The sequence below is a fragment of the Variovorax sp. J31P207 genome (genome assembly GCF_030316965.1).
GTDB classification, from domain to species: domain Bacteria; phylum Pseudomonadota; class Gammaproteobacteria; order Burkholderiales; family Burkholderiaceae_C; genus Variovorax; species Variovorax ginsengisoli_B.
Genome location: NZ_JASZYN010000010.1, coordinates 184790 through 197784 on the forward strand (window position 1 = coordinate 184790; position 12995 = coordinate 197784).

Below are 12995 nucleotides of genomic sequence, written 5' to 3' on the forward strand. Positions count from 1 at the left end.
TGCATGAGCCAGGAAGTCGCTCTGCCGCTGCGGCTTGCTTTCATTCTCTCCACCGGAGGCACTATGGACAACCTTTCAACCGGCTCGAGCCCGGACAGCGACCCGAGTCGCACCACCACGTCAAGCGGCACGCGGCCGGAGACCACCTGGACCGCAGGCGCGTCCGCCCCGTTCGAGCAAGACCGGCAGGCCGGGCAGCAGTCCGCACAGTCGCAGCAGTCCGCGCAGGGCACCTCGTCGCCGCAGGGCGGCTCTGCGGATACCCAGCCCTATACCGATGAGGGTGCGTCAATGCGCCGCAGCATGGATGCCGCTGACGCCGTCGGGCGCAATGCGGCGAATGCCGCCCAGGGCTACCTGCAGGATGCCAAGGACAAAGCTGGCAGCGTCGCAGACTCCGCCAAGACCTACGCCCGTAATGCGGTCGATGCGGCGGGCCAGAAGATCCAGGGCATGAAGGAACAGGCGGGCGACCTGCGCGCGAAAGGGCAGCAAACCGTGATGGACGAGCCGATCAAGGCAGTCCTCTGCGCCGCTGCGGGCGGCGCGCTGGTCACGGCGTTGTTGATCGCTCTGTCCGCGCCGCGGCGCCGTTGACCCGCCCGAGCCGGGAAACCCCAGCCCACAGTCACTTGCCCGCGCCGGGCAGGGTTCGCGACCCAGCTAGGTCTTCACGCCCTTGTGCTGGTTGGGCGCCGACGGCGCCGTGCTGAGCTTGGGCGAACGCCCGGCCGCCCAGGCGACGGCGGTCCCCCTCGACGTGCACAATCTTCAGGCTATGACTACGCCATCCGCCGTTTCGATCGTCGGTCTGCTCCTCGGCTTGCAGCTTGGCGCTTCTGGCGGCCTTGAACGTGACCGCCTGTCGCTCGAAGGTGTCAGCTGGGCTCCCGGGATCGGCGGCGCGGCCGAAATCGGCATCGCCCGGCTCGAAGCAACATCCGCGATGCTGCGCCGCGGGCCACACGAGATCCGGGTCGGCCGGGTGACCGTACAGGGCCTGCGATGCACGCTGGAATCGGCGGATGGCCGGCTGCGGCTCGGCGTGCTGACGGCCGAACGGATCGAAATCACCGGCCTTGAGCTTTCCGGTCCCCTGCAGATGCCGTCGCAGCTCGAGCCGATCGCCGACAGCCTGCGCCAGGCGGGCGCCACTGCGCCGGCACCGGAGCCCTCGGCCGGGGCCACTTTGCCGGCTTGGTTCCTCGGCCCGCTGGCCGCCGCGGAGGGCAGCATCCGCGGCCACATCGAGGACGCGCAGCTTCTTTTCGACGCTGAGGTCACGATTCCCATCCGAGCGGGTCGCGTAGATTTCAGGGACGCAACGGTCGAGCACGTCGGTCCGGATTCGCGCATGGGCGTGAGCCGAATGGGCATCTATGTCGATGCGCCGAACGGTCGCAGCTATGTCTACCAGTTCGCTGCCGCCCCGGTCAGCGGGGTCGAGTTCGAGCGGCGGGGGATCCCGCTCGGCCCCTTCGTGTCCGACCGCGGCAGGATCGATCTGCAGCCATTTGCCGAGACGCTTCTGAGCGCCGCCGCACCCCGCGCGGGCCAGGGGCTGACGGAGCAGGCGCGGACCCTACTCGGGCGCACGTCGCTCGAAGGCGAGATCCGGCTGGGTGATGGCTCAGTGGCGATGCCGGGCGTCCGCGCGCAGCTTCAACGGGCTAGTGCGGGCGACAATACCGTCCGTCTGCGCTCGCCGAAGATGGCTGCGAGCCTGGACCTGGAGTTGGCCTCGCTGGCGCTGCGCGAGGCGTACGCGAGCTTCGCCGGACTACAGGGCCAATGCGGGACGATCGCCGGCCGGCTGCGCGCGAGCCTGCAGGCTTCAGGCGCCGAGAGCCGCTTCGAGCTGGAGATCGCGTCGCTTGAGCTGCTCGGACTGCGCATCGAGGCGGCGCCCTTGGCGCGCGGCGCAAGCCCGGCTTCGACCGCATGAAGGCGGCCTGCGTTCCCGCTATCGCCGCCTTCGCCCTTCGCAGGGCTCTGGTTCCTTGGTAGCCGAGGTGACCGGATCTGTGGGAACATTCGGACGGGTCGCTCGCAGGGAGACGTGCGGCCGAGCCGGACTCCCTCGTGCCTATGAGGCGGATTTGCATGACCGTGAAAGGAGAACGCAATGAAACGTCGCAAGCTACTCGTCGTCGGTGCATCGCTGGCATCGTTGCTGGCCCGCGGTGCCTACGCGCAGGACAACGCTGCCAAGCAGGCCGAGGTCAGGGCTAAGGCCAAGCAGGCGCTCGAGGACTTCTACAAGGCCGATGCCGAGATCAAGAACGCGGTAGGCAAGGCGCCCGGTTACGCCGTATTCACGACTTACGGTTTGAGCTTCGGCCTTGGCGGAGCGGGCGGGAAGGGCATAGCGCACGACAGCAAGTCCAAAAAGGACACGTACATGAACATCGCCCAGGCGAGCGCAGGCCTGCAGATCGGGGCCTCCGACACGCGCTATCTCTTCGTGTTCAAGGATGCCAAGTCGCTGGCCGACTTCATCGACAACGGCTGGGATGCCTCGGCCGGCGCTGCCGCGGGCGCAGGCACCGGCAAGGACGAGGCCAATATCAAGGCGGGTGCTGTCGCGTTCTCCGGCGGCACCGCTTATGTGCTGACCAAGGCCGGCCTACAGGCGGGGGTGTCCCTCGGAGGCTCGAAGGTCTGGAAGGACAAGGACCTGAACTAGGGTTCGGACGTGAATCGCGCCGTGCGCTCGACCGCGCCGAAGGCCCGGGTGCAGTCGCCGCCGGCCGAGCCGCCGCTCTTGTATGGCAAGCGCGAAGGCGATTGGCCCGTAGCAGCTACGTTCCCGGCCTGAACCCGATCCTCTTCATCGCAGCCGCCAGCGGCTGGCGGGCCGTCCAATACTCGGCCCATGGGTCCGTCGACTGAAACGACAGGTGCTCCCGCGCCGTGGCGATGGTCCATTGCGCACCGCTCTTCAGTTTGGTCAGGTCATCCCAAGCCACGGGCATCGACACGCCGAGCCCGGGGCGCGCCCGAGCAGAAAACGCCGCCGCGGTCGTAGCGCCGTGCCCGTTGCGCAGGAAGTCGACGAACAGCTTGCCGACCCGGTTCGAGGGTCCGCTCTTGGCCACGAAGCGTGCCGGGATGGCGCGCGCGAGGTGCTGCACCACCGCCTGCGAGAAGCCCTTGACCGCCTCGTAGTCGAAGCGCGGCGCGATCGGCACCACGACGTGCAGCCCCTTGCCGCCACTGGTCTTCAGCCAGGCCTGGAGACCCAGCTCCGACAACAGCGTGCGCACCAGGATCGCCGCCTCCTGGACGTGCTGCCAGGACGTGCCTTCGCCCGGATCGAGGTCGAAGATCATCCGATCTGGTTTGTCGATGTTCTTCGCCATGGAGTTCCAGGTGTGAAACTCGATGACGTTCATCTGTGCCGCAGAGGCAAGTGCTTGCGCGGTGCCGATCTCGAGCAACGCAGCGTGACCCGGCCACAGCGTGGGGTCCAGTTCCTTGATCCCGGGAATGCTGATCTTCTCGTCGTGTTTCTGGAAAAAGAGTTCGCCCGTCACGCCGGTCGGCCCGCGCACGAGCGAGCACGGCCGGTTCTTCAAATGCGGCAGGATCCAGTCCGCCACCGACTCGTAGTAGCGCACCAGGTCGAGCTTCGTCAGGCCCGAACCGGGGTCGATGACGCGTCCAGCGTTGCTCACCTTGATCCCCCCGTCGGCGGTCTTGCCTGCCGTCTTCACGGGGCCAGCATCCGCGAGCGTCCTGGCCGTCTCGCGCACGATCGCGCTGACCGGCTTGTCGGTGCGCAGCGCAACATAGGACGCATGCCGGACCTGCCCGTCGGGCGTCCATTCGGCAAAGGCCACTTCGGCGACTATGCGCGGCGCCACCCAGCGCTCGCTGCCTGGGGCTCGCTTGGACCACCGGCCGGGCTTGGCCGCGCCGGCAGGGAAGGGGGGCTTGGCAACCTCGATCTTGACCAGCTTGCGCTTCAACGCCGCAGCCTCGTCCGAGTCCCACCCGGTGCCGACGCTGCCGACCGAGACCAGCGTGCCGTCCGGCGCATGCACCCCCAGGATCAGACTGCCGATCTGCGGGGAGCCGTCGGACCGGTCGGTGTAGCCGGCGACCACGAACTCCTGGCGCTGCTGGCACTTCAGCTTGAGCCAGGTCTCCGTGCGGCGCGAGGCGTAGGGTGCGTCGGCCCGCTTGGCGATCACGCCCTCGAGATTCATGCGGCAGGCCGAATTCAGCACCGACGCCGCGTCGGCTTCGAAGGCGGCGCTGAAGCGGACATGCTCCGTCGCCTTCTCGTCGAGCAGTGCCTTGAGCAGCTGCCGGCGCGACACCAACGGCGCTTCGCGCAGGTCGTAGCCTTCGAAGTAGGGCACATCGAACACGAAGTAGACGATCTGCGCGTTGCCCGTGCCGAGGTCGAAGGCCTTCTGCAATGCGTTGAAGCTGGGCAGGCCTTGGTCGTCGAGCACGACGATCTCGCCATCCAGCCAGGTTGACTTGAGCCCGAGGCTCTCCAGCTCGCGCACCAGGCCGGGCATCCTGTCCGACCAATCGTGGCCGCCGCGCGTGACGAGCGCGGCCTTGCCGTTGCCGATGCGGGTCATGATCCGGTAGCCATCGAACTTGATCTCGTAGAGCCACTGGCCGGCCGCCGGCACGCCGGTGGCCAGGGTTGCGAGCTGGGGACTCATTTTGGCGGGGAGTGGTGCCTTCACGGCCCCCGGCACCCTGTCGTCCGCGCTGCGGGCGCGCTTGGCCGAGGCACCGCGCGTCGTCGCGCTCTTGCGCTCGGAACGCGCCGGGCGCAGTGGCTTGGCGATCACGCTGTCGGGCAGGGCCGAGACAACGTCGTATTCCGCCTTCGGTCGCGCAAACGCGTCCTTCTTCTTGAACAGGATCCAGGGTTCCTGCTTCTCACCGCCCTTGGCGATCTTGACCAGCTCCCACAAGCCGGCCAGTTTTTGGCCTTGCAGGTGGAAGAGCAGCTTGCCTTTTTTCAGGCCTTCCTGCGGGTTGCCCACGGGCTCCCAGGTGCCGTTGTCCCAGACGATGACTGTCCCGGCGCCATACTGCTTGGGGGGAATGGTGCCCTCGAACGATCCATAGGAGAGGGGGTGGTCCTCGACATGGATCGCCATGCGCTTGTCGGCGGGGTCGAAGCTGGGCCCCTTCGGCACAGCCCAAGAGAGCAGGACCCCATCCAGCTCGAGGCGGAAGTCGTAGTGCAGCCGGCTGGCCGCGTGCTTCTGGATGACGAAAGAAAGAGCCTTGCCGTTGCGGGGCGCGTGTTCGCCCCGAGGCTCGGAGGTGACCGCGAAGTCGCGCTTCGACCAGTATTTCTGGAGCGGATCCAGGCGGGTTTCGCGGGCCATGCCGAAATCTACAGGGCGCGCTTGGCAGCGTCGAGTTTCGCGCTTGCCGGTCGCGCTCGCTTTGCCGGCTTGCGTTCCCGAACGGCGAAAACAGAGGCGAAGCCCCCGGTCCTCAAATTCCGCCACCGCCACCAAGTATTCGCGTCGGGCGGACTTCGAACTCACGAGTCCAGCCACGTGGTCCGCCGGTACGTCTCCAGACGGTTCCACGCCCTCAGAAGCGCAAGCAGAATCATGAAGCCCTCTTCGCAGTCGAGCGAGCCACTGGTTTCCTGGCGGCAGTTTTGGCGGCGGGGGGCCTTCTGGAGGCCGCCTTGGCGCGCGGCGCAGATCCTTCCGCCGCAGCAGCAGCGCGAGCCGGCTGGGCGGCCGTTTGCAGCGACGCGACCAGTCGGGCCATGTCGTCCTCGAAGGCCTTCGGGAGGCGGGGCATGACGGCCTCTTCGCGCTACTTCTTTTCGAGGTACGCGCGCACGGCCTCGGCACTGTTGCCCACGGCGCCCACGGCCTCCTTGAGCTGCTCCGCGGTGCAGCCGAGCGACTGGGTCCAACTCTGGACTTCATGCGGCTCGGACAGGGAAATCAACTTCCGGTCGAGACCGGTTTTCTTTGGATCGTCTGCCATCTTCAACTCCTGTAGGCGCAAAATTGACGTGATCGCGGCGGAGGATGAGTGGACCGCGCGCACGCGCACCGGTCGACCTCCTCAATGAATGGCCCGCCGCCGACCGAAGGGCGCCTGGCTATGGGCCCTCGCTTTCCCAAAGCGGCACGAAGGGATAGCGGGCCGCCCAATGGTCCAGCAACCGGGGCTCGGCGTCGACGCGTCGGACCACTTCCGCCATGCGTGGCGCCTCCCGGTAGAAACGCAGCCGACGGGGCTGCCACCGGGACACCACCGCGACGTAGAGGTCCAGCACGCTCACCCGGTCGCCCAGCAAGTAGCGAGGGCCACGCGGCATCTGCGCATCCATTTCCCGCCAGCATTGCGCGATTCGCTCGCCTGTCCGGTCAAGGATCGTCGCTTCCGCGTCCGGGTTCGAGGCGAGACGAGAGGGCTCGTCACGTACCCAATAGAGAGCGTAGATCGCAGCCGAGACGTAGGTCATCCATCGGAGAAACTGGCCACGTGTCGGATCATCCGTCCTCGGCGCCAAACCCGCCGCGGGGTAGCGGTCGGCGAGCCAGATCAGCATGGCGGCGCTCTCGGTCAGGATCTCGCCGGACGGCAGCACGAGCACAGGGACCTGACGCATCGGGTTCACGGCGCTCAGGCGCCCGCGTTCATGGTCTCCTTGCCAGGGCGCAACGTCCACGACCTGGACCGGGAGCTCCATCAGCGTGAGCGCCGCATGCACCGCAGTGGCCCCGGAGCCCGGGGCGCCGTACAGGATGAAGGGGGTAGAGGCCATGGCGTACCTCACGAGGGTTCGTCGCTGAGAGAAAGTAGCACTCGGACTCGCGCGAAGTCTGTAGGCCCGCGCCTCATCTCTGCACGATCAGCCCGCGCCTGCTGCCCAACTGGATGGGGCTGGCAAGAAATCGAAAATCGCGCCGGATGGTTGGTCGCAGCGCAGAGTATGGAAAATGCGGCGTGGCGCACCCTGCTGTCACTGCCGACGACATGGAAGTTGTCGCCCAAGCAAAAAGAACTTCTTCGCGGCGCCGCCGCCGTCGCTGCGCTGAATGGTGCACTATTTGAGTCTTGGCCGCGACAGTGAGCGGTCCGGCACGCTGAGCCTGCCGGAGCGCAGTTCGCCCACGGCGAGCGCTACGGCACGCGCCACGTTACGCGTTTCCTCCTGGATGTCGAGGTCGTCGCCGAGCGTGTCGTGACTGGTGGCGTACGGCTCGTAGTAGCCGATGTATCGATCCAGTCGGGACTGGGCTCCAGCGTCGACGAGGCCCATCCAGTCGAGCCAGTCGCAAAGGTTGCGCCGCAGACTCTCGATGCCTGCGACATCGCCATGCACCAGCACACCGTAGACGCGGCCAGCCAGGTGCTTGGGGAAGGCCCAACCGTCGCCGTCCAGTTCCAGCGCCTTGGCCTCGTCGGCCTTCTTGCCGTGCGTGCTGGTAGGGTCGGGGTTGCCGCCATCGGCGCACACCAGCCGGTCGATCATGAGCTTCAGCGGACTCGTGGCCTGGTACCAGTGTGTCGGCGTGACGAGTATCACGCCGTGGGCTGCCACCCAGCGTTCGTAGATCTCGTTCATCCAGTCTCCGACCTGGCGCAGCGAATGATTGGGGTAGCAGCTGCAGGGCCAGTGGCACAGTGGCATGGCCGTCGACACGCAGCTCTTGCAGGGGTGGATCTGCCTGCCGTACTCCGACGTGACAAGGCTCAGGTCCAGCACGTCCGCCTCGATGCCTGCCGCCACCAGGACTTCGCGCGCGAGTTCAGTGAGGCGCCAGGACTTCGACACTTCCCCAGGACAGGTTCCGTCGTTGCGCGGCGATCCGTTCACCAGCAGGACACGCGATCGCGTGCCCGGACTGCACCACGCAGCTTGCGCGGCATCAATGCGCGCCTTGGCCTCGATCCAGGCGACGGAGAGGTCGTAGTCCGGGTCCGCATAGCCAGGTCCTGCCTTGCGCGTGACGGGCGCCTTGCGTCCTTCCTCATAGGCTTCCCATGCGATGAGCTCGATGCGCTTGAGCGCTTCCGACTCCGCCTGGAAGGCTGGGTCCTGGTAGGGCTGCATGAATCGGTCGTGGAAGTTGGCGCGATGCAGCTTGTCGGGCGCCTGTCCCTTCCGGATTCTTGGGGTCATCACGTCAACCTAGCGCCGCGCGGCCTTCGCGAAACGCGGCGTGGATGCCGAGCTGCGGTAGGTGGGCAGCTACGTCGGGACCAGCTCGACGCGGCGCACGTGTGCTGCGCGAACCCTTGAGATGCGTTTCGACTTCGCTTGGGCATTCTCCTACTCGCGCTGACTGATCTTTCTTCCGCCACCACGCGCTCGAAGGCGCGTACCCTGACGTCCCAGAGGTGGATTCGGGGGCAACATGAAAGACTGGCTGACATCTCACCGCGTCGCAGTGCTGGCGGCGCTCTTGGTTGCCGGATGTTCCGCGCCGCCGCAACGTTGGGGCGAATGGATCGACCCTGCGCTAGGACCGAACTCGGGCGTTCTGCGAGAGGGCAATGTCCTGGTGGCGTGCGACACCTTCGATCTGTCGACCCGTGCGCAATGCCAGGACAACCTCCAGCAAGCACTCCGGGCCAGAGGCGTCAGCACCGTTGCCGCCCCGATGGAAACGACTGCGGTGAACCCCCGCGAGTGGGAGGCACAGTTGGCCACCAGCGCCAACGCCTCCGGCGCAAGGACCATTTTCATCTTGAGTCTGACTCCGGCGACGACTTCGATGGGTTCAGGAATGTCCATCGGCGTGGGCGGCTTCAGTTTCGGGCGCAGCGGCGGTGCGGGGATCGGGCTGAGCGCGCCGATCGGCGGCTGGGGGACGACCGGTTTTTCAGCCACTGGCCGCGTCACCGACGTTCGCCAAGGGCGGATGGTGTGGACCTCGACCTTCGCTGCGTCACCGTCGTCCGACTTCGGCGCGCAGTTTCGAGACCTGACCCGCAACGTGCTGGATGCTGCGCAGGGGGCGGGCCTCCTTTGAGTCGATTTCCGCCGCTTGCGCCAAGGAACACTGTCAACTGATCTTCTGGACCGGTTTGCGCCTATCTTCCCGCCGCCACGTAGGCAGCCGTGTCGAGCGTGCCGATCCAGCGGCTTATCTTGTCGTTCTTGAGCGTGAAGACATGAACCCACTCGCTCTCGAAAACCTTGCCGTTGGGTCGCGGCTTGGTCTGTTCCCAGCCAAGAACGGTGACGTGATCGGGTCCTTCGAGGAATTCGCGCGGCTCGAACTTCTGGATGTCGTCCGATTCGGCCAGCGTGCCGAACCATCCTCGAACCTGTAGCTTGCCGGTGTACTCGCCCGCATAGGGGATGCCCGCACTGGCCACGAAACGCCACCGCACTTCATCGGTCAGCAACGCCAGGATGCCCTCTACGTCCCCGCGCCCGAAGGCGGCATAAGCCTGTTGTACGACTTGGGTCGGTGTGCTCATGGCGGACCTCCGTGGAAGTGCAAGCTTCCAGTCTAGGCCGGCCGTCAGCGTTTTCAACTTGACCGGTAGCTCGGCTGGCGGGGCGACTTCACCTTGGCTTGGGTGTGCAGAGCAGTTCCGCCAGCAGCGGGCGAAGCCGCTCTTCTTGATAGTACCCGCCGTATTCCGTGTAGCGAAGAAAGGCGCTCTTGCAGGCCGTGCAGGACCACACGGAGCACTGGTTATAGGGATGCCAGCCGAGCGCAATCGGAGCCTGGGGAGACCATAGGTGGGTTCCCTGCGGGTGGTACTCCTCAAGATGGTCGGCGGCATCTTCCGTGCGCAGTGAGCCGACCAGCATCAGGTGGCCGACCTGCGTCGCACCCGAGACAGACTCCCAGCCAGGTCGCCACAGCACGGCGCATTCGGCACAGCGAGGATGGCCTTCAGCTGCGGCCGCAAGCACACGGAGCTGCTCTTCAATCAATTGTGATGTCATGACCTTCGTCTTGTCGGCCTTGGCACCTGTCGTGAGTCACCATTGGCCAGCGTGCGCCTTCGACCTTCGTGTAGCCACTGTACTCGTTCTGGGAACCGCCAAGCATCACCGTGCCATGCCTGCCCGATCCCATCGTGTGGCGCGAGAAGCCGGCGCCCTTCGCGGACAAGAAGAGAACCCGTCCTACGCCCACGCGAAGCGCGAGATCGCATGTTCCAAAACGGGAGTCATCCAATGCCAGAACAAATGCCCGCCACTGCCTCGCAGACACGAGCCCCGCCGCTGTCCCCGCCGTTTCACCGTGTGGAAGCGGCGATCAGCCTTGCAAACGCCGCAGCAGGGGTGACGCCATGAATGCCGGCTGGCCATCCCAGTTGTGGATCGTCCGGCATGGTGAAAGCGCCGGCAACGTCGCGCGTGATGCGGCCGAGTCCGGAGGCTTGGCGGTCATCGATCTGGCCTGGCGCGACATCGACGTTCCGTTGTCGGACCTCGGGGTTCAGCAGTCCAAGGCTTTGGGCGCCTGGTTCGCCAAGCTGCCTCGAAACGACCAACCGGAGGTGATTCTGTGTTCGCCCTACGAGCGGGCGCGCCAAACCGCTGCGCTGGTGGCCGAGTGCGCCCGGATGTCGAGCGCAGTCGCGACGCTGCGCCTGGACGAGCGCCTGCGTGAGAAGGAATTCGGCATCCTCGACCGCCTGACCAAGTTCGGCATTCAACAGAAGCATCCCGAGCTCAACGAGCAACGGCTGCATGTCGGCAAGTTCTACTTTCGGCCGCCCGGCGGAGAAAGTTGGTGCGATGTGATCCTTCGACTGCGCAGCCTGATCGAGATGATCACGCGGGAATATGCGCAGCGCCGCGTGCTGGTGGTGGCGCACCAGGTCATCGTCAACTGCATGCGCTACCTGCTCGAACGCCTCGACGAGCACCAGATCCTCGACATCGACCGCAAGGGCGACGTTCCCAACTGCGCCATCACCTCCTATCGCGCCGCGCGCGGTCATGGGGACGAGGAGGAATTGCAACTGGACCTCGTCAACTTCCTCGCGCCGTTGCGCGAAGCAGCCACGCCCGTCACCAGCGCGCCCGATGTGCCGTCTGCGGCAAAGCCCTGAGCGCCCAATGGCTGCGACCGAATCTCGTCCGAAGCGACTGACACCCGCCGCCCTGGCGCGCTGGCCGCTGCCGAAGCCGGGTGAAGATGCGGACAAGGAGGATCGCGGCCATGTGCTGATCGTCGCCGGCAGTGTGGAAATGCCGGGCGCGGCGCTGCTGGCTGCTGTGGCGGCGTTGCGGGCGGGTGCAGGGAAGCTCACGATCGCGGCGCCGGCGGGGATTGCGTACGGGCTCGCGTTCTCGGTCCCCGAGGCGCGCGTCGTCGGCCTGCCACAGGCCCGCAGTGGCGCGCTGCTCGCGCGCGGCGGCGATTCGCTCGCCGCGCTGGCGGGGCACGTCCGTGCGCTGGTCGTGGGGCCCGGCATGCAGCACGAACGCTCGATCGTCGGCTTGGTCCGCGCGCAGATGCCGCTGTTCAGCCACGCGACGGTGGTGCTGGACGCATTGGCCATGTCAGTCGTGCGCGACGGCGCGCTCGACCAACCGGTGGTGATGACGCCGCACGCCGGCGAAATGGCCTACCTCAGTGGACAGAGCAAGGAGGCTGTCTGCGAAGACCCGGTCGCGGCGGCGCGCGAGGCTGCAAGCCGCTGGAACGCGTGCGTGGCGTTGAAGGGCGGCAGCACGGTCATTGCCTCGCCGGACGGTGCGTTGTGGCAGTTCGATGATGGGGCGGCGGGATTGGCTACGTCGGGCTCCGGGGACACGCTGGCAGGTTTGATTGGCGGCCTGGCGGCGCGGGGCCTGCAGCCGCTCCCCGCCTGCGCCTGGGGCGTGGCGGCACACGCCAGCGCTGGGGCTGCACTGTCGCGGCGGCACGGTCCGTTGGGCTATCTGGCGCGCGAACTGGCTGCAGAACTGCCCGCCAGCTTGCACGCGCTCGGCAACCGTTCCGCGTCGCACCGAGGCTGAGCGCGCCTCGCAGCGGTTCCCTGCGCGTGCGGGTCGCTTAGAGCGACATCTTCGCGTTGCGATCGCTTTCCGCGGAGGCGCTGCAGCGTGCGGCGAGCAAGCCCATCGCCTACGCGACCTGCGCTGCTGGATGACCACGCTTGCAGGCGCGGAAACGCACATTGCAGCCTTGACATTCAACAGGGCTATCGTCGCCCGCGCCGGGGCGCGTGCGGCAGCACCCATCGTGGAAGGTCTCGCCGATCGGTTCACAGCGTGGCTTCTGACATTCGGTAACTCCTCGTCGAACAAGAATCGGGCAACAGATCCTCCAAGGAGACGCCATGTTCGAACGATACAAGGTCAGGATTCAAAGCTACTGCGAGGAAGCCGGCATCGAGGTCCCTGTCGGTTTCGGGCGCCACGCGGCCGGCCGCTACGTGGCGATCGACGAGGAATCCTCGCCGCCCAAACTCGTGGCGACGACATGGCCGAATCGCAAGGATGCGGTGGCCTACCTCGTCAACGTGGCCGCAGGCCGGCGGACTCGGATTCTCGACTTCAAAGAACGTCGCGAACTGGGCTTCGACGGCAAGGCGAGCCTGCAGAGGGGCGCCATTTTCTGAGTGCCCGCTGCGTAGGTGCCGTGCGCCGAAGATGCCGGACAAGCGGATGGTCGTGCCGGAGGCTCACCCGACCGGATCCGCGTCTTCGCCCAACGCCCTGGGGCCGGAGCGCTCATCCGGAACGAGCTTGAATAGTTCCACGCAGCCGGCGTCGAACGCCTCCATCCAACTCAGATAGGCCTCAGCACTCGACTCGATGTCGACCCAGACTGACCCATCCTCGGTGCTCTCGTGGATCACCCAATGGAAGTGGCTGGGGTCCGGTTCGTCGACCCAAACTGCGATGTGCCTGAGGTGTGTCATTGGGTCGTTCCTAATGTTGATCAAGATTTTTCAATCCCGCCACTGCGGCCCGCCGTCCCAGGGGCCGGGCGCGCGGTCGGCAGTCCCGGCTTCTTGCCCCTTGCGCTTCGGTTCGGGTTTCCGATGCGAGT

At 66.4% G+C, this 12995-nt stretch carries 14 protein-coding genes; 7 read left to right on the forward strand and 7 right to left on the reverse strand.

All coding sequences use genetic code 11. The features are described 5' to 3' along the window. Nucleotides 1–3 precede the first annotated feature (3 nt). The 3 genes from QTI68_RS29180 (at nt 4) to QTI68_RS29190 (ending at nt 2686) form a co-directional block, all read left to right on the forward strand. The gene (locus tag QTI68_RS29180; protein ID WP_286526653.1) at nt 4–597 is read left to right on the forward strand and encodes a hypothetical protein; all 594 of its coding nucleotides are present in this window, start codon (nt 4–6) and stop codon (nt 595–597) included. A 181-nt stretch (nt 598–778) separates the two neighbouring features. Then, a complete protein-coding gene (locus QTI68_RS29185; protein ID WP_286526654.1) occupies nt 779–1945 on the forward strand; it encodes a hypothetical protein in 1167 nt (388 codons plus the stop codon). Between the two features lie 180 nt (nt 1946–2125). Continuing rightward, nucleotides 2126–2686, forward strand: a complete 561-nt coding sequence (locus QTI68_RS29190) for a lipid-binding SYLF domain-containing protein (RefSeq protein WP_286526655.1) — start codon at nt 2126–2128, stop codon at nt 2684–2686. Nucleotides 2687–2801: 115 nt separating this feature from the next. Here the strand turns inward: QTI68_RS29190 and ligD are convergent, their stop codons facing one another. The 4 genes from ligD to QTI68_RS29210 form a co-directional block, all read right to left on the reverse strand. Continuing rightward, nucleotides 2802–5366, reverse strand: coding sequence for a DNA ligase D (gene ligD, locus QTI68_RS29195; RefSeq protein ID WP_286526657.1), 2565 nt, complete (start codon nt 5364–5366; stop codon nt 2802–2804). A gap of 448 nt (nt 5367–5814) precedes the next feature. Then, a complete protein-coding gene (locus tag QTI68_RS29200; protein ID WP_286526658.1) occupies nt 5815–5991 on the reverse strand; it encodes a DUF3606 domain-containing protein in 177 nt (58 codons plus the stop codon). Nucleotides 5992–6109: 118 nt separating this feature from the next. Continuing rightward, complete coding sequence (locus QTI68_RS29205; protein ID WP_286526660.1) at nt 6110–6778, reverse strand: glutathione S-transferase family protein; 669 nt, start codon at nt 6776–6778, stop codon at nt 6110–6112. Nucleotides 6779–7060: 282 nt separating this feature from the next. After that, nucleotides 7061–8140, reverse strand: coding sequence for a flavodoxin family protein (locus QTI68_RS29210; RefSeq protein WP_286526661.1), 1080 nt, complete (start codon nt 8138–8140; stop codon nt 7061–7063). Between the two features lie 235 nt (nt 8141–8375). Here QTI68_RS29210 and QTI68_RS29215 point away from each other — a divergent pair, with 235 nt between their 5' ends. Further along, complete coding sequence (locus QTI68_RS29215; protein WP_286526662.1) at nt 8376–8993, forward strand: hypothetical protein; 618 nt, start codon at nt 8376–8378, stop codon at nt 8991–8993. Between the two features lie 61 nt (nt 8994–9054). Here QTI68_RS29215 and QTI68_RS29220 read toward each other — a convergent pair whose 3' ends face one another. Further along, nucleotides 9055–9447, reverse strand: coding sequence for a nuclear transport factor 2 family protein (locus tag QTI68_RS29220; protein ID WP_286526663.1), 393 nt, complete (start codon nt 9445–9447; stop codon nt 9055–9057). 88 nt (nt 9448–9535) lie between these two features. Then, a complete protein-coding gene (locus tag QTI68_RS29225) occupies nt 9536–9925 on the reverse strand; it encodes a hypothetical protein (protein ID WP_286526664.1) in 390 nt (129 codons plus the stop codon). Nucleotides 9926–10275: 350 nt separating this feature from the next. On the opposite strand from QTI68_RS29225, the gene QTI68_RS29230 reads away from it, so the two are divergent. The 3 genes from QTI68_RS29230 (at nt 10276) to QTI68_RS29240 (ending at nt 12561) form a co-directional block, all read left to right on the forward strand. Then, a complete protein-coding gene (locus QTI68_RS29230; protein WP_286526665.1) occupies nt 10276–11043 on the forward strand; it encodes a histidine phosphatase family protein in 768 nt (255 codons plus the stop codon). A 7-nt stretch (nt 11044–11050) separates the two neighbouring features. Next, nucleotides 11051–11956: an NAD(P)H-hydrate dehydratase gene (locus QTI68_RS29235; RefSeq protein WP_286526666.1), complete on the forward strand. Its 906-nt coding sequence runs from the start codon at nt 11051–11053 to the stop codon at nt 11954–11956. A gap of 323 nt (nt 11957–12279) precedes the next feature. Further along, nucleotides 12280–12561, forward strand: a complete 282-nt coding sequence (locus QTI68_RS29240) for a hypothetical protein (RefSeq protein ID WP_286526668.1) — start codon at nt 12280–12282, stop codon at nt 12559–12561. 63 nt (nt 12562–12624) lie between these two features. Here the strand turns inward: QTI68_RS29240 and QTI68_RS29245 are convergent, their stop codons facing one another. Then, nucleotides 12625–12864: a hypothetical protein gene (locus QTI68_RS29245; protein WP_286526669.1), complete on the reverse strand. Its 240-nt coding sequence runs from the start codon at nt 12862–12864 to the stop codon at nt 12625–12627. Nucleotides 12865–12995 lie beyond the last annotated feature (131 nt).